The following is a 20,077-nucleotide window of genomic DNA, read 5'->3' as shown; positions in this document are numbered from 1 at the left end:
GGTTTTTGACCCCGCGCGCATAAGTCTTAATAACTTTGGCGGCTCCTAAAAGCAGCTTGCTTTCAGCAGAGAGTCAACGTTCTAGTCTTAGATATAGAAAACTACTAGCATCAGTTATGGATAATTGGAATTGGCAATCGGGAGATATTGAGTCGGTAGATCAGGTTTACCAACTATTGCTAGAGATTGCTCGCAGCTCGCTGTCAGATATCCCCAGAATCCCCGAAAACATCACTCAAAAGTCTCTTCCCCTGCTCCAGAAATTACAAAGCATTCAGCAAAGACGACAGGGACAAGCGTTTAAATCCGATTCTTTTTCGGTAAACGATCTCGAATGGGTGGCTCAAGTCCGCCAACTGCTCGAAGAACTGACCGGCGAGTCTTTGTCGGAACGGCCGAAAATGCCGGAAAACATGGCGGGCAGAGCTTTGACTCTGGCAGATAAGGCACAAAGCATCAAAGAAAGAATAGAAGAAAATGCAGCCCACAGCCCAACAGATGAAGATGAGAACTCTTTGCAGTCTCCAGACGCGCTGCTGAATCTCTTGCACCAGAGTTTAAAAACTCAGCGGGCCAAAAGCTACAAACCCGACGCTCCCGAATGGCAGCAACTCTTGACCCTGCTAGATGTAGTGCAGTCAATTTACAAGCAAATTCAACGTTAATTGACGTGCGATCGCACACTATGTATCAGAGGCTCGATCGCCACACCGCAAGCATTCATCAGGGAGCAGGGCGAGTACGGCAACTTGCGGGACTGGCATGAGGGGCAGCTCAACCAAAACACTAGGTTGGTGCGCCAGGGCGGCAAAATGATGGCGAGTTCGATTCCGACGAGAATAAACTCGGGCGCATCAACACATCGACGGAATCAGACTCAGTACGCGACGGAGCGATCGAGCGATCGCATTAAAGACGCTCGCTTTTGAACAATCCGCCTGCAGGGCGAAAATTCGTACCAAACTGCCGTCAGGATCTTTGACGAGGCAATAATAAAGCTTTGGAGAAAGCCCGATCGCTCTTAAAATGCTATGAAAGGGGTTTAATAATGGGAAATGGGAAATTTGAGATTCAACTCCCAATCCCCAGTCAAAACCTGTAACGGTTCTGGGCCAAGCTCAACTCTAATTCTAGCTTTGTCGCCCCGCATCGCCCAAGTCTGGCGGTGGCAGGGCGAGGGCTAAAAAAAGTACGGTTCGGCCGTGAGAACCGATATCGCATTCACCCCCGATCACCTGTTAACTTGGAGATATTGTTGTGGACTTATCGCTAATTCCGGCACAGCCGAAACCAGGACTGCTTAACGTCCTGATCGAAATAACCGCCGGTAGCAAAAACAAGTACGAGTTTGATAAAGAGATGCAAGCCTTTGCACTCGATCGGGTGCTTTATGCCTCAGTGCAATACCCTTGCGACTACGGCTTCATACCCAATACCTTAGCCGATGACGGCGACCCCCTCGACGGCATGGTGATGATGGACGAGCCCACATTTCCAGGGTGCATAATCGCGGCCCGTCCGATCGGAATGCTGGAAATGATCGACGGAGGCGACAGGGACGAAAAACTGCTGTGCGTTCCCGACAAAGACCCCCGCTACGCTCACGTGAAGTCCCTCAAAGACGTAGCCCCCCACCGCTTGGACGAAATAGCCGAATTTTTTAGAACCTACAAAAATTTGGAGAAAAAAGTGACCGAAATTCTGGGTTGGCAAGATGTCGATCTAGTAATGCCGCTAGTGGAAAAGTGCATCGCAGCCGATCGCAAATAAGCCCCTAGCCTGCACTCCTCGACTGCAACCCGACTAAAAATTCAGGAAGCCGAACTTAATGCGACCCCTCCACGTCTAGGACGTGCAGTCGAGGATCGGGTTGCTAGAAGGTCAAATCATTGGTGAATGCCGAGCCACCGGAACGGCATTCCTCAAACAGCCGCCCCCGCCACAATCTTGAAAAAAATACTGCTCAGAGAGTAAGATTAAGCGCACATTCTCAGCAAGCGGGCGAATGAGTTCTACTTTTGAGGAAAGTTTACCCGATCGCTGACATCAACGCTATCTTAATCTCAGGACAGTTCCGCACGTCGGGCAGCCCACCTGCTGCAAAAAATAATCTCTCAAGCGTGACATCTCCTACACCAACGGCTCGCGCACCGGTTGAGGCTTCTAACAGCCCAAGTGTTCGGTAAGTCTGATTTCCAGGTTGGGTAGTCGCATAGTTTCGCTTTATAGCGTTTTATAGTACGGATTGCTAAAAACTAATCACTAAAAACTAAACAGTAAGATCTCAACTCCCAAGTTCCTGCGCCCAAACCTAAAAAAGATGCCAGATTCCGCACCCTCTCCAGCCAATCAACAGCCTTCCGCTCAGAAAGCCACTATGGAAAATAGTCCTTTGACCGAGTTTGTCGTTCAGTTTTGGGGCGTGCGGGGCAGCATCGCCACCCCCGGCAGCAAAACAATTCGCTACGGAGGCAACACCTCTTGCGTAGAAATGCGGTTAGGCAAAAAACGCCTGATCTTTGACGGCGGCACCGGTCTGCGAGTTCTGGGTATAAACCTGCTGCGGCAAATGCCGGTGGAAGCCCATATGTTTTTCAGCCACACTCACTGGGATCACATTCAAGGATTCCCGTTTTTTACTCCTGCCTTTATCCCGGGGAACTGCTTTCACATTTACGGAGCGATCGCCCCCAACGGCACTACAATCAAACAGCGTCTTGCCGATCAAATGCACCACCCCAATTTTCCCGTCCCCATCCAGGTGATGCAGTCAGACCTCAAATTCAACGATTTGACGCCAGGGGATATTCTCGAACTCGACGATGTGAAGATCGAAACGGCCCTGCTCAATCACCCGAATACCGCGATCGGATATCGAGTCACCTGGGAGGGACACACAGCCGTCTACTGCACCGATACAGAGCATTTTCCCGATCGGCTCGACGAGAATGTGGTACACCTAGCTCGCGACGCCGACGTGTTGATTTACGATGCCAACTACACCAACGAAGAGTATTACGACTTCAAATCCCCGAAAGTCGGCTGGGGACACTCGACTTGGCAAGCCGGAGTAGAAATAGCCAAAGCTGCTGGAGTCAAAAAAATCGTGATGTTTCACCACGATCCCGGTCACGACGACAATTTTCTCGATCGCGTCGAAGCAGACGTGCAGGCAGTTTTCGCCAATAGCTGCTTGGCCCGCGAAGGCATGAGCATACCAGTGATTTAGGCAAAAAAAGCGATGCAGACTCAAAAAAACCGCCTCGCTCGCTCCGAAATTAGCAGCCAGAAGGCAGAAACAAAATGAACCACGAAACCCCCCCCAAGCGTCGCTCTCGTGGCTTGCGGGGGCTTTACTCAACGTTGCTGGTGTTGATAATTGTCTGCTGTACCGGAGGCGGATGGGTGGCAGCCCAGACTGCCGGCTCTCACACTCCGGTGCGACTTGCTCAGGTGTCTGCAATTGAAGATAATGGCACTGTCGATCGCATTCCCGATCGCTACCAACTCGGACAGCAACTCTACCTAGAAAACTGCGCCACCTGTCACATCGGTTTACCGCCGCAAATATTGCCAACAGAAACCTGGCGCCGGTTGCTGCAAGATTCGCAACACTACGGACAAACCCTGAAACTCCTAGTAGACCCGCCCCGCCTGCTAGTCTGGAACTACCTGCAAACTTTTTCGCGTCCCCAAGCCAAAGACGAAGAACTCGCCTACCGAGCCGCCAACTCTCGCTATTTCAAAGCTTTGCACCCCAGAGTCAAGCTGCCGCAACCCGCAAATATCAGCAGTTGCGTTACTTGTCACCCCGGCGCGTCTCAATACAATTTCCGCAAGCTTACCCCCGAATGGGAAAACTCTCCGTAAAGTTGAGCCGACGCAGATCGCTTTTTTCACTCTAACCAATAATCTCTCGTCGTTCCGCTCCAACGAAGTGTTCGACCGCTCTGGCAGTTTAGAACTCGCCTTCTAGAACAAATTCTTCCTGATGTGGGTATCTAAGCATAAAGTTTTTAATAGCCTCAACCATCGAAATGAAGCAGGTATCTTTGCTTTTCTCGCTATCTTGTTTTAGAACTTCAAGCCATGTCTTGAGTTCTTCAATATCTTTGCGATTCAAAATCAAAATATCGCCCTCTGCTACTTGGCGAGTTGCCACGTACTCATAAGTCAAATCATCTTCATCCTCTTCATTTTATGAGAATTCATAACGATAACGAACAGGGTGATATTCACCTACACCAAGTTCTTCGTAGATCCTATACATCTCAGATGGTTGAACACCAAATACATACTTCCAAACGTTTTCAAGTTCGCCGTTAATCTTGCATTCGATATATTTTCCCATAACCTCAACCTTAAGATTTAAACCACTCCAAAACATCTTGATTATACAGCACTTTTCGGTCAATGAAGTACAAAAAAACGGTTTCTCTAGGGGCGCTGCCCCCGTGTCCTTCTGGACCAGGTTTCTGACCTGTACTCAATTAACCTGGAATCTGCTGTAAGTCTTTATCTGCGTTCATCCGCGCTCATCTGCGGTTAAATCTGCGGTTCAATCTCAAACCAAAACTAAACAGGCAAAAACATTTCTGAAAAACTAATTTCAATCTCAGGAAAAGCTAGCATTCTAATCGCAGCATTATCTGCAACAACTATCTCAGATTGATAGCCTCCCGGTGCAGGATTTCGATAAATATATGCTTGGCGCGCAGCTACATCCAAAATCCAATATTCAGCAATATTTGCTCTAGCATAAATCAAAGCTTTTTCCCGGCGGTCAATTTGTAATGTCGAGTAGGAAACTTCAATTAACAGCAAAATTTCGCTAGGGTTTGGGTGATGGTCGCCATAAGCACCCGGATCGATACGAACAACTGCTATATCGGGTTCCGGTTCCGAAGTCGCTAAGGTAATTGGCAACTGCATCCGAATGTGAGCTTGTCCGACAAGTAGTTCTTTGATATAATCGGACGATCGCTGGGTTGTAGCAGCATGGATCGGTGTTTGAGGGCTCATTTCAACAATTCTTCCATCTAGCAGTTCAATGTTATCATCCTCATTCAGAATACCAGCCTCAATCATGCGGTGATATTCTTCGACTGTCCAGATTTTTTCTCTTGTTGCTGTCATAATCTTTGCCGGCAATTGCTTATGTCATATTATAGCAATTGGGAATTCAATCGAAAAAGCCCGACTTATCAGGCGTGGGTCGAGATCCCTTTTGGAAGCGTTCCCAAGACTGTTTGAGTTCTGCAGGAGCCGGGTATTCCTTATCGTAAACCACCAGCACATTCGTCAAATTCCGTCCCGCAGGCAATAAAATCTGCCCTTGATGAGCCAAACCCACCGAAGCGCCACCGTCCAAATTCATCGCTTCAAAACACCCGATCGCCCGCATAACTTTAGCTTCTGCTTCCAAAGACAAACTGTCAAGAAAAGTCACCAAAAATAACTTATCTCTAGAAGCCGGAAAGCCGATCGCCGTCCTCGAACCCACGCCCAAAACATGAGAATCTTTAAAACCTTCCGATAAAGGAGACAGCCAAACTTTCCCCCCTTTAACCAATCTCGGCCCGCAAGTCAGAGAAAACCAATGTTGACTCCAATCCGGCTTACCTTCGGTTCTAGCCGTCACCATTTCCAATTGATTTCCCCCTTTAATTCCCAAAGTCGTGCCGTAATTTTCCCACCGGCTGTATTTCAGAAACTTACCCGCCGCCACCATATTTCCCAGCACAGCTTTCTGCTCGTCTTTGCCAAAAAAAGTGCCGTTAGCAACAACAGCAGCCCGGTAACGCGCTACCATATTTTCAAAAGGTTCGTCGCCCCGCGTTACTTGAGAATTATTTGCTAAAGCTGCATCATTAGCTAACCCAATTGTGATATAAATTTCTGGATCTGCGAGATCAATAGTTGTTAGATAAAAACTTGCGCCAGCTACAGTTTGGCTGCTGACTTGTACGGGTTTTGCTTGATTAGCGGAACGTCTAATAATTTGAGGCTGAGACTGTACCACAGGATAATTTGTGGCGTTTTGTTTAGGCGTTTCCTGCGCTTTTACGATGGGATTGCTGGGCAGATTTTGAGGACTTTTCCCTGATTTTACAACAGGATTGCTGGGTAGAGGTTCAGGAGTTTGATTTGATTGTATACTTGATAGAAAAGCGAGTGACTTTTGCCACAGTTGACCCGCGAGAGTCAAGAAATTATCTCGGTTTTGGGCGAGCGCAAAATAGTCAGCCAAAACCCGCGCCAAAGCTATGCCCGTTAAAAACAAAAAAGTGCGTCGCAGCATCGGGCGACAACCTTCAGATTGTTTGCGTTTAGACATAAAAAAATATAAGCTAGGATAGCGAACGGTTTTCTATGTCTGTGACTACAATGAGCGATCGCACTAATTCTGAAAATATCCTTACTAAGATGCACCGCAGCGCATTTAAAGAAGGACTGAAGTCCTCACTACTAACCTGTTCGATCGTTCGGAATGCAAGTCCTCATCAAAAGAAGGACGCTCAGTCCGAACGATCTAACCTGTTCCCTAGCCCGTATTCCGCATCCCCGCAGCAATACCATTAATTGTCAGCAGAGCTCCCCGCAACAATTCACCCTTGCTGTAACGCGAGTGAATCACCCCCGGAACCGCGCCGCTACCGTGCTGCCGCAAGCGTTTTAGCAGCGAAACCTGCAACAAACCCAAAGGCACAATCGTCGCATTTCGCAACTGTACCGATCGCTGCAATTCCGGATCTTCGTCCAACAAACGTTGGTGTCCGGTAATAGTTAAAACCAAATCGCGAATCAAGTGAAATTCGGCAGCAATTTGATCGAATAAAGCCTTAAAACGCTCCCTGTCAGCCGACAAAGCTAACTCCTGCACGTAGTGTTCTGCAATCTGCAAATCCACCTTAGATAAAGTCATTTCCACCTTAGAAATTACCATTCTAAAAAACGGCCATTTCAAGTAGAAATACTGCAAAAGTTTCATGTGCTCTTCCGGTTCCTCCAGCAAAAACTCTTGCAAAGCCGTGCCGACACCGTACCAAGAAGGAAGTAAAAAGCGGCTTTGAGTCCAGCTAAACACCCACGGAATTGCTCGCAAACCGCTGATGTCTTTTTTGCCACCGCGACGGGCGGGGCGAGAACTAATCTGCAACTGACTGATTTCTTGAATCGGGGTAACGTGGTGGAAGAAATCGACTAAATCCGGCTGTTCGTAGATTAAATGACGGTAGTGCGATCGCGATCTCGCGGACAACTCCTCCATAATCTCATTCCAAGGGTCGATGCCATCAAAACCAGTGTGCAGCAAACTCGCTTGAATTACCGCCGCCGCCACTGTTTCCAAATTGTAAAGCGCCAACTCCGGCAAAGAATATTTAGAAGCCAAAACCTCGCCTTGTTCGGTAATCTTAATTCGCCCGCTGATACTCTTTCCGGGCTGAGCCAAAATCGCCTTGTAAGCAGGCCCGCCGCCGCGCCCTACAGAACCGCCCCGGCCGTGAAAAATTCGCAACTCTACATTGTACTTTTCCGCAACCATTTGCAAAGCTTTTTGAGCTTTGTGAATTTCCCAATTGCTGCTGAGGAAACCAGAATCTTTATTGCTGTCCGAATAGCCCAGCATCACCTCTTGCAATTTGAGATTTTGGATTGGGCAGTGCAGCTTTTCTTCGCTTTTTTCTGCTACTTCCTGCGCGTATCCTCCGGTTAGCAAAGCCCGGTAAAGCGGCAGTTCAAACAGATGCTGCATTACTTCGGGGGCTTTTTTCAAGTCTTCCACTGTTTCAAACAGAGGTACTACTTGAATGCTGCTAATTCCTGTTGCCGGATCGTAAAGTCCCGATTCTTTTGCTAACAGCAAAACCGCCAGCATATCGCTGACATGGTGGGTCATGCTGATCACGTAAGTTTCGCAAATTTCCGGCCCAAACTCCTGGTGCATTTGCCGCAATATGCGGAAGGTATTAATCGTCTCGCAAGTTTTGGGAGAAAAGGGCAATTCTGCTGGAATTAAAGGGCGGCGAGTTTGCAGTTCTGTGGCGAGCCAAATAACTCGATCGCATTCCGACATTTCATTGTAAGACTTGGGCAAAATTTGCAAGTATTCAGCAATTTCGCTCAAAGCGTCGGAGTGTACTGTTGACTCTTGGCGGATATCTAGGTAAGCCAAGTTAAAGCCGTAAATTTCTACTTGACAGAGCAGATTTTCCAAGTCCCGACAGCTCAAACCTGTTTCGACTAAATTGCGCTCGATGAGTTGCAATTCGGTCAAAAACTCGGTTCCCGATCGATAAAGGCCGGTCATTCCGGGATGTTCCGACAAAGCTTCGCGCTCCCGCTGCAACTCGTCTCCTTTGTAGAGACGCCAATTGCGATCGCGCGTATTTTCCAGCCGCTGCTGCACGTAGGCCAGCTTCAACCGATAAGGTTCTTGGCGGTAGCGGATCGCCCACTGCTCGTAAACATCGGGGAATTCTGATTTGTCGCGATCGAGAGATTCGAGCAATTCCGGCAGCACGTCGCTCCAGTGCAGCGACAAACTCAAAAGTTCGTTGAGCCGCTTCACCGCGCAGATGTACTTTTCTAGCACCAAGTGGCGCTGATAGCAAGCAGTTTGCCAAGTAACTTTCGGGGTAACAGAAGGATTGCCGTCCCTGTCGGAGCCGACCCAAGAACCGAACTTGCAAAAATTGTAACTCGGCGGTTTCAGATAAGGATAAGAAGCGTGCAGCGCTTGCTTTAAGCGTTGGTAGAGTTCGGGAATAGCATCAAACAGCACTTCCTCGAAGTAGTGGAGAGTGTATTCCACCTCGTCAAGCACAGTCGGCTTGAACTGGTGAAGCTCGTCAGTGCGCCACCAGAGGCGAATTTCTTCCATCAGTTGCTCTTGCAGGGCCGCCGCTTCCCAGGAAGACACCGGGTAGGGGCTTTGAGAGTCTCCCTCCAGCACCTGAAATTTCTCGTCAACTTGGTCTAGCTGTTGGAGAATTTTCGCCATCCGCCGCTGCTTGGTGCGGATCGTGTGGCGGACAATTTCCGTCGGGTGAGCGGTGAATACTAAGCGGATGTCCAACTGATCGATCAAGCGCTGGATTTGCTGGCTCGGCACGTTCAAGCGCAGCAGCATCGGGAACAGTTGGTGAAATGTTCCGGCGTCTTGGGCGGCCTCGCTGCTGTCTGCACGGCGAGGAGCCGTTAGGGCGGGGCCTTCCCTGTGCCGCAGGCGATCGGGCGCATCCGTTGCTTGTCCGGGCAGCTTAGAAAACATCCGCCCCCCTGCATTGTTGCTGCCAGCGTAAGCTAGCTGTTGCTCTCGCTGTTCGTAGTGCTGTTCGACAATGTTGATCAACTGAAAATACAGTGCAAAAGCCCGCGCGGCGCGGATGGCGGCGTTGAGGTCGAGCTTTTCGATTAGCTGTAGGACATTCGACTCGCGAAAGTGAGTGGCCTGTCCCTCGGCGGAATTCACCGATCGCATTTGTTGGAGCAAATCCACCAATTCCTGCCCGCACTCCTGTCGCAGCACCGATTCCCACAAGTCCTCTACTACTTTGAGGCGATTGCGCAGAAACAGGTCTGATTTTGAGTAAGGGGCAGAATGGGGAATAGATGGTGTATCAATAGCCTGTTCTGAAGACTGGAGGACTGAACTCATCGGGCTGTTCCTCAATAGCTGCGGGTGTCTGTGAAAATTGTATTGTTTAGTTTCGCCTAAAACACTTTTGTTTGCAGTCAAATTTGAGACAACTTATACAATTTTCGATTTGCGCTCGCGGATGACTTATGACCTGCAGGGTTTGGATCGCGGGCCGGGCCTTCCCTGCTGTTTTGAAACTAATCTGATGTGCAGGCACTTATGCAGAAGGCACTTCTCTAGAAGGAAAGACAAATTTTATTATCACGGATTGTACTGATTGTCAAGCTTTTAGCTGGAAAAAATTAGCTGTGAACTTCACGGCTAGGCGATCGAGTCGTGCGATCGAGGAAAGTGGAGCACCGGGAGGCGCGAGCCCCGAAAGACTTCTTCGCTTTCAATGCCGATCGAGCTAACAAACTCAGCAGCAGTTTTTGCCGCCAGCAACCCGCCCAGCATGGGTAAGGCGGCCAAGCTCAATAAAATATCTGAGGGAACTGGCAACTTTGGGCTCTCAGGTGTTTGAGTTTTGCGAAAATCTTGGTTTTCAGACGGCATAAATTCCTCCTGTGTTATTGAGTATCCTTAGTTTACAGCAGAAGGAAGAAGGAAGAAGGAAGAAGGAAGAAGGAAGAATAGCATGGGTTTCAGCAATTAAGAACTTCCTAATCTTTGGGCGCGGTTGCTAAAGGGGGGAAATAATCATCTTGACTAATGACTGATGACTAATGCCTTCTGACTTCGCTTAACTTGGTCTAATTGTGCCAAAATACATTCGAGGTATTGCCCAAAAAAATATTCCCCAACGGATACGAGGGGAGACAGGGCTCGGCAGTAACGGTTAAACCTGATGCAACGGTTAGGCTCGGCAAATAAAATAATTGTTTGTAAAACCTGTAAACTGTGCTATCTCTAGAAAACAAAACCAGCTTTGACAAAATTTAAAGTCCCATGTTGAATGCGAACGGGAGTATACTGGCCGACAATCGATCGCCCGCATCGCAGTGGGCGCAATCCGCTTTAGGGCTGCCCGAAGTGCAGGTACAAGCGCGTTTGCGCGGAAATCACCTGCATATTTTGTGCGAAGCGCCAGCGTGTCCGTCTCAGGAATTGGTGACGGCGAGATTTAAGGCCGCGATCGAACAAACTGATTTAACGCGACTCCTGCCCGATCGAGCTAAAATTTACCAGTTGTTTCTGTGCGGTCGCAAACTCGGTTCCCGACAAAATGAGTGGACAGTCCGGCTCGATTGCAGCGGTAAACAGCGACAGCCACAGCAACCGGAACCACAACCACAACCACAACCACCGGAACCGGAACCGGAACCGGAACCAAAACTAAAACCAAAAGTTTCCGAAGTGTCGAAACGGGCGAGTCCCCCCGAGGGCGAACCGCCAGCGGGTCGTAAAAAAGGCGGATTCTTCGACCAATTCAAAAATCAAAACCGCCAACTCAAACAGACACCAGAACAGGTAGAAACACCGATCCAACCGCCGCAGGTGCGGGAAGAACTGGATTTTGACGCCGAAAGTTTCCCCATCGCCTCCCGGATTGAATACCCAGAAGTTTTTGAAACTTCCCCGCTGACGATCGACACGCGGACAGCGCCGTTCGCTTTCAGTCCCCCCGTTCCCCCGCACGCGCCGGAAACATCCCGGCAGCAGAAAGCAAGCCGCGGCGCGGTGGCTTTGATTCAATCCCCCGAAACCGACTCCGGCGACAGCGCTCGCCCGGACACGCTGACGGTTTCGCCGGAAACTTTGGCGCGCCGGGGCTATCCAGATGCGATCGCCAGCTATCTCAGCGAAATCCTCGGGCCGATGGGAGTTTCGGTGAAAGTCAGCATTCGCGAAAAAGAAGTCAAAAGCAGTCGGGAAACCCTGCACCCCAATGCGCCACAAATTCTCAAGTCCAAGGAACGGCGGCTGTTAGTGCTGTGCGAGTCAGCCTACAGCCCCGAACCCTCCTTGCTGGCAGAACCGATCGCCAGTAGGTTGCGGAAACTGCAATTAGAGGATTTCTCCGAAGCCGCGATCGGCTGCCAAGTTGCAGGCGAAGCGAAGCCGGACTGGGTGCTGCGGGTGGATTTGACGCCGCCGGACACGATTCTCAAGGAATGGGCCCGCTGGGGAGACGTGCCTGCGATCGCCAAACTGCTAAACCAACACTTGGCAGCATCAAAAATCGAAGTGCGGGCTACCCTCAAAGAATCCACGCTGCACCTGTTTTGCAGCAAAACTGCCAAAAAAGGACAAAAACCCAAACGGCAAGAATACCCCGACAAACAGCAAACCACCGACGCGATCGCCCCAATGCTTGCATCCTTCGCGCCCCAAGGCATCCGCGCTGCTACTATCTACGGCGTAGAACCAGCCAGCGACAGCAAGACGGAGCCGGAGTCGCCGGTGTGGATCGACTGGGTGGACTTGCCCGCCGCCCACCACCCCGACTTGGCTGCAAACCCCAGAATCTTGGCAGCCGAAGGCGACCAATTAGCCTTGACTTTTTTGCTCAACAGGTTTCTCAATCCCAATCTCAACCGCAAGCTGGAAACCGGAGGGATTCGGGCTGTGGCGCTGCACAAAGCCGACGTGCTGCACGTCATGACTGAAGCTATGAGTTGCCCTTCTCAGTCGAAGGTAGGGCCGCCGGTGGCTAAATTCTTGCGGCAGTTACAAATTCCGGGAGTGGCAGGAGTGCGAGTCTACGGGCGCCGCGCCGGCCAGAAACTGCCCCTGTGGCGCTACGGAATTGACCTGAGAACGGCGGTTGACGGGGAATCAGCGCCGGCACCGGCACCGGCTCCCTCGCAACTGGCTCTCTTGTCCAAGGAACAGGTGCCGGAGTTTGCGCCGTCGGCGGAGGATCGGAGTTTTTCGGGTTTGGGCGAGAATTTGGTGTTCGATGCTCCGGTACCCAACTCCTGGCGGCAAGGGTTCAAAATTAGACTCCCCGGATCTAAGCTGGGCGAGCAGTTAGTTCAAGCTGCGGTGCAGCCGCTTGTCGCTTCGGGTTTGTTTGTTCCCAACGACGCTTTGTCAACGAATGCCCAGGAACCCGGGGGCGTGAGAGCCGATCGCGCGGCCCGAATGGCTTTGATTTGGGCGATCGCCGGCTGTCTGCTGACCTTCAATACCGATTGGTTGCTCGGTCTATTTCTGCAATCTGCGCCGGTCAGTCAAGCTCCTAGCGCCTCGGAAGTTTGCAGCGGCCCAAATTGTCAAAATTCATCCCCCAAGCCTTTTGACGACGTTAAAGCCTCTGTAAACAGCTCGGAATCCCCGCTCCCGGTTCCGCAGTCTCAGGAGGTGAATTTGCCTCAAATTCCGTTACAGCCAGATCCGTCCGCTAGCGGGTTCGAGGCTTTCAACGGCTCGGGGTTTACGAAACCGGGAAATACTAGCGTTCCTGTAGCTGATGTTTCTGCAGCTCCCGTGTTCCCGACTTTGAGGAGCGAGCAGCTTGACGAGCAGATTGCGCGCTACCAAGAGTACATCCGCCAGCACAAAAAACCGCCGGATATCTTAATTGTGGGGAGTTCCAGGGCGCTGCGGGGCATCGACCCGGCGGTTCTGGAAACGGCTTTGGCCGCTGGGGGCTATCCGGGGCTGACGGCTTACAATTTTGGGGTTAACGGAGCTACTCTTCAAGTTGTAGACTCGATCGTGCGCCGGATTTTGCCGCCGCAGCAATTGCCGAAATTGCTGGTTTTGGCGGACGGGGCGAGGGCTCTCAACAGCGGGCGGCCGGATTTGACTTTTAGTGCGATCGCTTCTTCGGAAGGTTACAGGCAATTGGCCCGGGGCAGTTTTCTGATCCGCACCAATCAATTAGAGCCGCAAGCATCGAATCCGAGTGCAAACAATCCGATCGCGAGTGCTAGTGAATTAGTGCACAATTTGGAACAAAGTCAAGCTAATGTTCAGCAATTTTTGAGTCAAAAGTTGGTGGAGGGTTCTGCAACTTACAAAAAGCGATCTCGGTTGAAAGGGTTTTTGCGATCGATCGCGAATCCATCAGCCCCTGCTGCAACCGGCAGCACCGAAACCGACAGCCAACCCACAACAACTGAAAACGCCCAGCCACCTGCTGCGGGTAAACAACCCAGCGAATTTCAACCAAACGGCTTTTTGCCGGTCGACATACGCTTCAATCCCGATAATTACTTTCAGAAACATCCGAAAGTATCTGGCTATTACGACTCCGACTATCAAGATTTTAAATTGACAGGCGAACAAACGGTAGCACTCAAAAATATGATCGAATTTACCAAAGTTCGCAACATCAATCTCGTGTTTGTGAATATGCCTCTGACGGTCGATTATTTAGACCCGGTGCGGACAGGTTACGAACAAGAATTCCGGCAATATATGCAACAATTAGCAGCTCAAACTGGACTAATTTTCCGAGATAATAGTTTATTGTGGCCCCAGGCACGGGAATCTTTTTCCGACCCCAGCCACCTCAACCGTTACGGTGCTGTTGCAGTTTCTAAGCGGTTGGCTCAAGATCCGATGATTCCCTGGCCGGCAAAGAAGTAGAAGATTATTTATCGGGAGAGGGAGAGGGGGAGACGGGGAGAGTGTCCGAGGGGGAGAATCGATCGGCTTTGCTAGCATCTAGATTGTCTGTTATGTTCTGCAAGAGAGAGCAAAAGAAGTAGTCCTGGACGCACGCCGATCTCAGAAACCGGGTTTCTACGAATATTTCTCGTGACTCGTCGCAAAATTCTCGTAGAAACCCGGTTTCTAGTCCCCGGCGCGTCTACCCTAAAACTGTCTCTACGTGTTGTTAACATTTATAGCAACCGCCACATCTGGCGCGGACATAAATAACCTCATCAATAGCTCCCTGAAACCGCTAGCATAAACGGTTTGATTAGGGTACTATGTAACTGTCACAGGTCACAGGTCACAGGTCAACTGCTATAAATGATTTAAATGTTATTGTAAAGGCTGGTTAAGCAATATCTATGATTTATATTTAACTCATCACTCGTGCGACGCGACCAGCTCAAAACTATCCTTTCCTGTGGCTGAATACTGAACATGAAAAGATTGATATTTCCTGAAAATAGCAAAAATAAACAGATAAAAAGTCCCCGAAAAAATCTGCCTTTGATATTTTTTATATTATCTCTAGCATTTTTCCTGTTTAGTTTGTATAAAGGTTTATTTTTACCTTTTGCTTTATCAGCTCCGCCGGGCAGCGAACAGCAGCCTTTGCAACCCTTCGAGCAGGTTGTCAAAGAGGCGCAAAAGTTGGACGGGCTGTTTACCCTGTATCGCAATCGAGCAACTAATAAAGTTTATCTGGAAATTAAACCGCAACAACTCGAAAAAAAGTTTCTCTGTTTCGTGACATTGGCATCGGGTTTGGGGGAAGAGGGCCTTTTGAGCGGATTGCCCTTCGGAGATTTCTTGTTTCAACTGCGGCGAGTCCAGAATAACGTGGAGTTTGTCATACCGAATATCAATTTTCGCACCCGTCCGGGCGACCCGCAAGCGGGTTCGGTGGAAAGGGCATTTAGCGAGTCGATTCTCTATTCTTTGCCGCTCAAAAGCATTCATCCGCAAAGGCAAACTCTGCTGATAGACTTAGGCGATTTGCTGATGAGCGAAAAGCGCGATTTACCGGGGGTTAAAGCGATTTTGCCGGCGATTTTGGGCGCTGCTTACTCGATCGATGAAGACAAGTCTTATTTTAAAGATGTTAAAGCGTTTCCGCTGAATGTCGAGATTGCTTCTATTTACGGTTTTTCGAGCGATAATGACAGTGCGGTTAACTATTTACCTTCGATTCCTGACAGTCGGGCTTTTAACCTCCGCATTCACTACAGTTTCTCGGAAGTGCCGCTCAATAACGGCTACCGCCCTAGACTTGCAGACGAGCGAGTGGGCTATTTTCTTACAGCATATAAAGACTTTTCTGACAAGAGCAGCGGGGAGCCTTTTGTGCGCTATATCAATCGCTGGCATTTGCAAAAGCAAATCCCGACGGCGCCGGTGTCGCCTCCGGTGGTGCCGATCGTCTTTTGGATTGAAAACAATGTGCCTCTGGAATACCGAAATGCAATTCGCGAGGGCATCTTGGAGTGGAACAAAGCTTTTGAAAAGGCAGGTTTTACAGAGGCAATTCAAGTCAAACAAATGCCGGACAATGCTAAATGGGACCCGGCTGATGTCCGCTACAATACTATTAGGTGGTCGAGTTCTTTTGAGTCGGATTTTGCGGGACTCGGGCCGTCTCGCACTAACCCGCTGACTGGGGAAATTTTGGATGCTGATATTTTGTTGGATGCTAATATTGTGCGGCAAATCAAACAGGGCTATCGCTCTTTGGTGGAACAAAATCGCTCGCTAGCGAGAAGTTTTCAAGGGCGAAATGGCTCTAATACTAATCCCTGTCAGTTCGGGATGTATTCGCGTTATTTGCAGGTTCTGGAAAATGGGGATTTGGTTCGGGGCAGCGGGGAAATTGCTCGAGGTGGAATTGCGGATGATTTGCCGACTTTGGTGGAAAAGTATCAGCAGCAAAAGCGAGATCCTTTATCGCGGTTGATGTCGAGTTCGGATATGTGTTTTGGGTTGGAATCGAGCCGCCAGTTTGCGATCGGGGCAATGTCGATGGATCTGTCGGAAAATCGAGCGCCTAGCAGTCCGGAGATTGAGAATTATGTTAATGAATACATCCGATTTTTGACGGCGCACGAAGTCGGTCACACTCTCGGTTTGAGGCACAATTTTCACGGGAGTACGATGCTGCAACCGGAGGATTTGAACAATACTCAGGTAACTCGCGCCCAAGGTATAGTGGCGTCGGTGATGGATTACGTGCCGATTAATTTGGCACCTCCGGGAACTGTACAGGGCGATTATTATCCAACGATTGTAGGCCCTTATGACGATTGGGCGATCGAGTACGGTTACAAAGTTATTGGCGGTGCCAACCCCAACAGCGACTTACCAGGGCTGCAACAAATTGCCAGCCGCGCGGGGGAACCGCAATTAGCTTACGCGCCGGATGAGGATTCTGTGGATATTCTCGATCCCGCTGCAAATACTTTCGATCTCAGCGGTAATATGCTCAAATACTCGCAATGGCAATTGGATAATGCTAGGGCGATGTGGAAGCGTTTAGAAAAGCGCATTCCGGTTGGGGAGGATGGTTATAACGAACTGCGGGTGATGTTTGATTCGGTGTTCGGGTATTATTTTCAGCAGGTGATGAATGCTACTTTGTACGTCGGCGGACAGTCGTTTAGTCGGATTCGCCCAGGAGATAGTAATGCAAAATTGCCGTTTGTGCCGATCGCGCTGGCGCAGCAGCGAGAAGCTTTGGCTACACTGGACAAGTACGTATTTGCACCGGATGCGCTTAGTTTTGCGCCGGATTTGCTGAATAAATTAGCGCCGGCGCGGTGGGAACACTGGGGGAGTCCGGCTTTGGTGTTTCCTCTAGATTACCCGATCGGCGATCGAATTACTTTTATGCAGCGATTTGTGCTGCGAGTTTTGCTATCTCCCGTGCGGCTGGCGAGGCTGCGGGATGCGGAGTTAAAATCAGCACCGGAAAGCGCTTTGAGGTTGCCGGAAGTGTTCGATACTTTGCTTCATGATATCTGGAAAGAGGTATTGCAGCCGGAAAAGAAGATGCAAATTTCGACTTTTCGGCGTTCTTTGCAGCGGGAACATTTGGCGGTTTTGATGGGAATGGTGCTGCGAAAAACCAATGTTCCTGAAGATGCGCGGACTCTGGCGTGGTACGAGTTGCGGCAGTTGCGGGAGGGTTTGAGCAAGAGTATTCGGAATTTGGACAGGAAGGCGGATGCTTATACGCTGGCTCATTTGGAGGAAACGCGCGATCGAATTTCTAAGGTTTTGAACGCACAGATTCAGTCGAATTAATTGGGTGTCCAGAAACCGGGTTTTTTACGAAAATATTTCGTTGCCGCCGGCAGATTTGGTCAAAAACCCGGTTTCTTAGAATCTCAGTCAACTTAAAATAATTCGGAACTTGCGTCGTATACGATAGATATACAGGGAACCTAAACACAACAGCCCTTATGCCAGCCAAAGACCTTTATCACGATAGTGTCTGCACCGCCCTCATCAAAGACGGTTGGAAAATTACTGACGATCCTTTCAAGCTCAGAGTTGGCGGACGTTCAGTCTACGTTGATTTGGGCGCAAAAAAGCTTTTCGCAGCCGAGAAGCAAGGGCGCAAAATTGCCGTAGAAATCAAAAGCTTCCTCGACCCATCACTTGTAAGCGAGTTAGAAAAGGCACTCGGTCAATACGATTTGTACTCTCTGATTATGGAGGATGAAGATCCAGAAAGAGTCCTTTACCTAGCGATCGCCCAAACCGTATTTTCAGGTTTTTTCTCAGAAGAGATATGTCAAATGGTACTTCGTAAAAAAAGCATTAACCTGATAGTTTTCGATTCAGAAACAGAGGAGATTCTTCAGTGGATAGACTAAAATTTTATCAAGATACAGTTGAGAAAATTCTCAAAGATCATGCTGCTATCTCTTATAGTCATGGCGACATTCAGCAATATGTCATCATTGATGCCGAGCGGACTCATTTTCTACTCTTCAATGAAGGTTGGGATCGTAAAAAGCGGGTTCACGGTTGCGTCACCCATGTCCAAATTATCGGAGACAAAATCTGGATTCATTATGATGGCATTGAAGACGGCATTACGGTTGAACTCGTCGCCGCTGGCGTGCCCAAAGACTGTATTGTTCTGGCTTTCCATCCACCGGAAGTTCGACAGTATACTGGATATGCGATCGCATAGTTTCTGGTCTTGACCAAGATTTTAGATAATACAGCATGAACTTGGAATATGCTGTACAAATAATTTGCAAACACTAAACTTGTGTCATCGCAACGATTTGAGCGATCGTTAATACCAACTGAGGAAACGTTGGAGAAACAATAGTGGCTTCTCCTTGATATCGCAGTGCCTGATATTCACCATCGATTAAGCGGTTGATAGTCACAGTAGACTGTTTTGGAGAGCCAATATACTGAACGCCTCCCAACCCTGCACAATCAACGATCCAATACTCCAGGATTCCTAAAGTTTCATACTCATTCAATTTGATGCGGTAATCATCTCGCCAATTGGTACTGACAACTTCGATCGCCAAGGGAGGTGGAATATAGGCAGCAGCAGAAGCAGAACTTTGACGCATTCTGACCCATTCTTCCTTAGCAAACACCACAATGTCGGCTTTACGACTCGATTCACTTTCGCCCGGGCCAGCGTTCAATCTGACTTGTTTACTTTGTCGGGGAACGTAGGGAAGGTTCAAGGATTGGCAACGATCTACCAAGAGACGACATAAACCATCGACGACATCCTCATGTTTGGCTGTGGGTTCACTCAGGGGCACGGCAACTCCATTGACTAGCTCGAATGACCTACCGGAGTCGTCATCCCAGTTGAGAAATTCCTCGAAGGAAAGGGTTTTTTGGGCGATCGCAACCATTGATATTAACCTTTTGCGTAGGTTGGCTCTCTGTTGTCTGTTTCTAACTTAACGCTTTCGATCGCCTGATTTAAGTCAGCATCAGCTTGATAGCGCACATTCACGATCGCACCTGCTGTCTTGCTGCCTTAGCTGCAATCAGTTTGTTGTACAAAGCTGGATCGCTGGTTTGTAGAGGTTGAGGCATGGCATCAAATGCAGCTTCTTCGGCGGCTAGGTAAGCGTCGATTTCAGCGCGGTTGCCTAGATAAAATGCGATCGCGCCATAAACCTGTTCCAGTGTCAGTAGTGGGAAAGATTGAACAATAGTTTCGGGCGATAATCCTTGTTGGAAAGCATAGGCGATCGAGTCAAGAGAAATCCGAGTTCCTTCAACCCAATAGGCATCATTCCGATACTCTATGTAAGTTTTAACTGCTACAACTAACATACATTTTTTTGATTCTAACTACTTATTATCATAGACGGAAGAACCCGCAGGCAGCCGAGGGTTTGCATGAGCTCCGTCAGAGGTTGGTTGCGGAAGGTTGCGAGTTGAATTAAGGCTTGAATGCGGGCAACATTGAGTTGTTCAAGGCGTGATCTCATTTGGATCAGTTGCTTGTGTTCTTCGGGAGTCAGGGTTTCGGCATGACGCTTGGCGATGAGGGCATGGTATTCTTCCCAGGTTTGTGCACTAAAGCCGATGTTAATGGTGGTCATGGTTATCTTGGCAGTAACATCTATTTATCATTTTAGCCATCGCGCTTTCACCTTATCAAAAACTTCATCGCCTGCGACTTGTCGGTTTTACTGCCCGCGTCCTGGTTTGCAATCTACAGTCATTGATTTTAATGATAACAAGACTGGTGTGGGCGATCGCTCCTGGTTTTTAGTCGAAATTTGCGCTACAACAATAAATTCATCTGCCATATGACTTGGGGGAGGGTAACTA

Annotated in this window: 17 protein-coding genes; 9 read left to right on the top strand and 8 right to left on the bottom strand. The window is 49.2% G+C overall.

From position 1 onward, the window contains the following. Nucleotides 1-116: 116 nt before the first annotated feature. The 5 genes from QUB63_RS06610 to QUB63_RS06590 all read left to right on the top strand — a co-directional run bounded on the left by QUB63_RS06610 (nt 117) and on the right by QUB63_RS06590 (nt 3,870). Nucleotides 117-665: an inorganic pyrophosphatase gene (locus tag QUB63_RS06610; protein WP_332944001.1), complete on the top strand. Its 549-nt coding sequence runs from the start codon at nt 117-119 to the stop codon at nt 663-665. Further along, on the top strand, nt 666-929 hold the full coding sequence (locus tag QUB63_RS06605) for a hypothetical protein (protein ID WP_332944000.1): 264 nt from the start codon (nt 666-668) through the stop codon (nt 927-929). It begins immediately after the preceding gene. Nucleotides 930-1,257: 328 nt separating this feature from the next. Then, entirely contained in the window at nt 1,258-1,770 is a 513-nt protein-coding gene (locus tag QUB63_RS06600) for an inorganic diphosphatase (protein WP_293251261.1), read from the top strand. Between the two features lie 550 nt (nt 1,771-2,320). Next, the gene (locus tag QUB63_RS06595; protein ID WP_332943999.1) at nt 2,321-3,229 is read left to right on the top strand and encodes an MBL fold metallo-hydrolase; all 909 of its coding nucleotides are present in this window, start codon (nt 2,321-2,323) and stop codon (nt 3,227-3,229) included. 74 nt (nt 3,230-3,303) lie between these two features. Then, the gene (locus QUB63_RS06590; protein WP_332943998.1) at nt 3,304-3,870 is read left to right on the top strand and encodes a diheme cytochrome C; all 567 of its coding nucleotides are present in this window, start codon (nt 3,304-3,306) and stop codon (nt 3,868-3,870) included. An 88-nt stretch (nt 3,871-3,958) separates the two neighbouring features. Here the strand turns inward: QUB63_RS06590 and QUB63_RS06585 are convergent, their stop codons facing one another. The 5 genes from QUB63_RS06585 to QUB63_RS06565 form a co-directional block, all read right to left on the bottom strand. Further along, nucleotides 3,959-4,177 carry a hypothetical protein gene (locus QUB63_RS06585; protein WP_332943997.1) on the bottom strand — a complete coding sequence of 73 codons (219 nt, stop codon included), beginning with the start codon at nt 4,175-4,177 and terminating at the stop codon, nt 3,959-3,961. Nucleotides 4,178-4,575: 398 nt separating this feature from the next. Continuing rightward, nucleotides 4,576-5,136, bottom strand: coding sequence for a Uma2 family endonuclease (locus QUB63_RS06580; protein ID WP_332943996.1), 561 nt, complete (start codon nt 5,134-5,136; stop codon nt 4,576-4,578). 46 nt (nt 5,137-5,182) lie between these two features. Continuing rightward, complete coding sequence (locus QUB63_RS06575; RefSeq protein ID WP_332943995.1) at nt 5,183-6,337, bottom strand: phosphodiester glycosidase family protein; 1,155 nt, start codon at nt 6,335-6,337, stop codon at nt 5,183-5,185. A gap of 207 nt (nt 6,338-6,544) precedes the next feature. Continuing rightward, a complete protein-coding gene (gene ppc / locus QUB63_RS06570; protein WP_332943994.1) occupies nt 6,545-9,661 on the bottom strand; it encodes a phosphoenolpyruvate carboxylase in 3,117 nt (1,038 codons plus the stop codon). A gap of 303 nt (nt 9,662-9,964) precedes the next feature. Then, entirely contained in the window at nt 9,965-10,198 is a 234-nt protein-coding gene (locus QUB63_RS06565; RefSeq protein WP_332943993.1) for a hypothetical protein, read from the bottom strand. A 393-nt stretch (nt 10,199-10,591) separates the two neighbouring features. On the opposite strand from QUB63_RS06565, the gene QUB63_RS06560 reads away from it, so the two are divergent. The 4 genes from QUB63_RS06560 (at nt 10,592) to QUB63_RS06545 (ending at nt 18,446) form a co-directional block, all read left to right on the top strand. Then, nucleotides 10,592-14,182, top strand: coding sequence for a hypothetical protein (locus tag QUB63_RS06560; protein ID WP_332943992.1), 3,591 nt, complete (start codon nt 10,592-10,594; stop codon nt 14,180-14,182). 507 nt (nt 14,183-14,689) lie between these two features. Next, on the top strand, nt 14,690-17,548 hold the full coding sequence (locus tag QUB63_RS06555; RefSeq protein ID WP_332950305.1) for a zinc-dependent metalloprotease: 2,859 nt from the start codon (nt 14,690-14,692) through the stop codon (nt 17,546-17,548). Nucleotides 17,549-17,706: 158 nt separating this feature from the next. Further along, the gene (locus tag QUB63_RS06550; protein WP_332943990.1) at nt 17,707-18,123 is read left to right on the top strand and encodes an element excision factor XisH family protein; all 417 of its coding nucleotides are present in this window, start codon (nt 17,707-17,709) and stop codon (nt 18,121-18,123) included. After that, nucleotides 18,111-18,446, top strand: coding sequence for a XisI protein (locus QUB63_RS06545; protein WP_332943989.1), 336 nt, complete (start codon nt 18,111-18,113; stop codon nt 18,444-18,446). The genes QUB63_RS06550 and QUB63_RS06545 overlap by 13 nt, the downstream gene beginning before the upstream one ends. Before the next feature lie 73 nt (nt 18,447-18,519). On the opposite strand, the gene QUB63_RS06540 is transcribed toward QUB63_RS06545, so the two are convergent. From QUB63_RS06540 to QUB63_RS06530, 3 genes are all read right to left on the bottom strand, one after another. Continuing rightward, entirely contained in the window at nt 18,520-19,143 is a 624-nt protein-coding gene (locus tag QUB63_RS06540) for a Uma2 family endonuclease (RefSeq protein WP_332943988.1), read from the bottom strand. Between the two features lie 100 nt (nt 19,144-19,243). Further along, entirely contained in the window at nt 19,244-19,573 is a 330-nt protein-coding gene (locus tag QUB63_RS06535) for a DUF433 domain-containing protein (RefSeq protein ID WP_332943987.1), read from the bottom strand. A 14-nt stretch (nt 19,574-19,587) separates the two neighbouring features. Beyond that, the gene (locus QUB63_RS06530) at nt 19,588-19,845 is read right to left on the bottom strand and encodes a hypothetical protein (protein ID WP_332943986.1); all 258 of its coding nucleotides are present in this window, start codon (nt 19,843-19,845) and stop codon (nt 19,588-19,590) included. Between the last annotated feature and the right edge of the window lie 232 nt (nt 19,846-20,077).

The organism is Microcoleus sp. ARI1-B5, from assembly GCF_036705795.1.
In the GTDB taxonomy this organism is placed as follows: Bacteria; Cyanobacteriota; Cyanobacteriia; order Cyanobacteriales; family Microcoleaceae; genus Microcoleus.
Note: the sequence above shows the minus strand (reverse complement) of the source record. Positions and strands in the feature narration are given on the sequence as shown.

Excerpts from the sequence above, each read along its gene's own strand:
- QUB63_RS06595 (WP_332943999.1), top strand. The coding sequence starts at position 2,321 with ATGCCAGATTCCGCACCCTCTCCAGCCAATCAACAGCCTTCCGCTCAG.
- QUB63_RS06550 (WP_332943990.1), top strand. The coding sequence starts at position 17,707 with ATGCCAGCCAAAGACCTTTATCACGATAGTGTCTGCACCGCCCTCATC.
- QUB63_RS06565 (WP_332943993.1), bottom strand. The coding sequence starts at position 10,198 with ATGCCGTCTGAAAACCAAGATTTTCGCAAAACTCAAACACCTGAGAGC.
- QUB63_RS06560 (WP_332943992.1), top strand. The coding sequence starts at position 10,592 with ATGTTGAATGCGAACGGGAGTATACTGGCCGACAATCGATCGCCCGCA.
- QUB63_RS06590 (WP_332943998.1), top strand. The coding sequence starts at position 3,304 with ATGAACCACGAAACCCCCCCCAAGCGTCGCTCTCGTGGCTTGCGGGGG.
- QUB63_RS06530 (WP_332943986.1), bottom strand. The coding sequence starts at position 19,845 with ATGACCACCATTAACATCGGCTTTAGTGCACAAACCTGGGAAGAATAC.
- QUB63_RS06575 (WP_332943995.1), bottom strand. The coding sequence starts at position 6,337 with ATGTCTAAACGCAAACAATCTGAAGGTTGTCGCCCGATGCTGCGACGC.
- QUB63_RS06610 (WP_332944001.1), top strand. The coding sequence starts at position 117 with ATGGATAATTGGAATTGGCAATCGGGAGATATTGAGTCGGTAGATCAG.
- QUB63_RS06555 (WP_332950305.1), top strand. The coding sequence starts at position 14,690 with ATGAAAAGATTGATATTTCCTGAAAATAGCAAAAATAAACAGATAAAA.
- QUB63_RS06580 (WP_332943996.1), bottom strand. The coding sequence starts at position 5,136 with ATGACAGCAACAAGAGAAAAAATCTGGACAGTCGAAGAATATCACCGC.
- QUB63_RS06540 (WP_332943988.1), bottom strand. The coding sequence starts at position 19,143 with ATGGTTGCGATCGCCCAAAAAACCCTTTCCTTCGAGGAATTTCTCAAC.
- QUB63_RS06535 (WP_332943987.1), bottom strand. The coding sequence starts at position 19,573 with ATGTTAGTTGTAGCAGTTAAAACTTACATAGAGTATCGGAATGATGCC.
- ppc (WP_332943994.1), bottom strand. The coding sequence starts at position 9,661 with ATGAGTTCAGTCCTCCAGTCTTCAGAACAGGCTATTGATACACCATCT.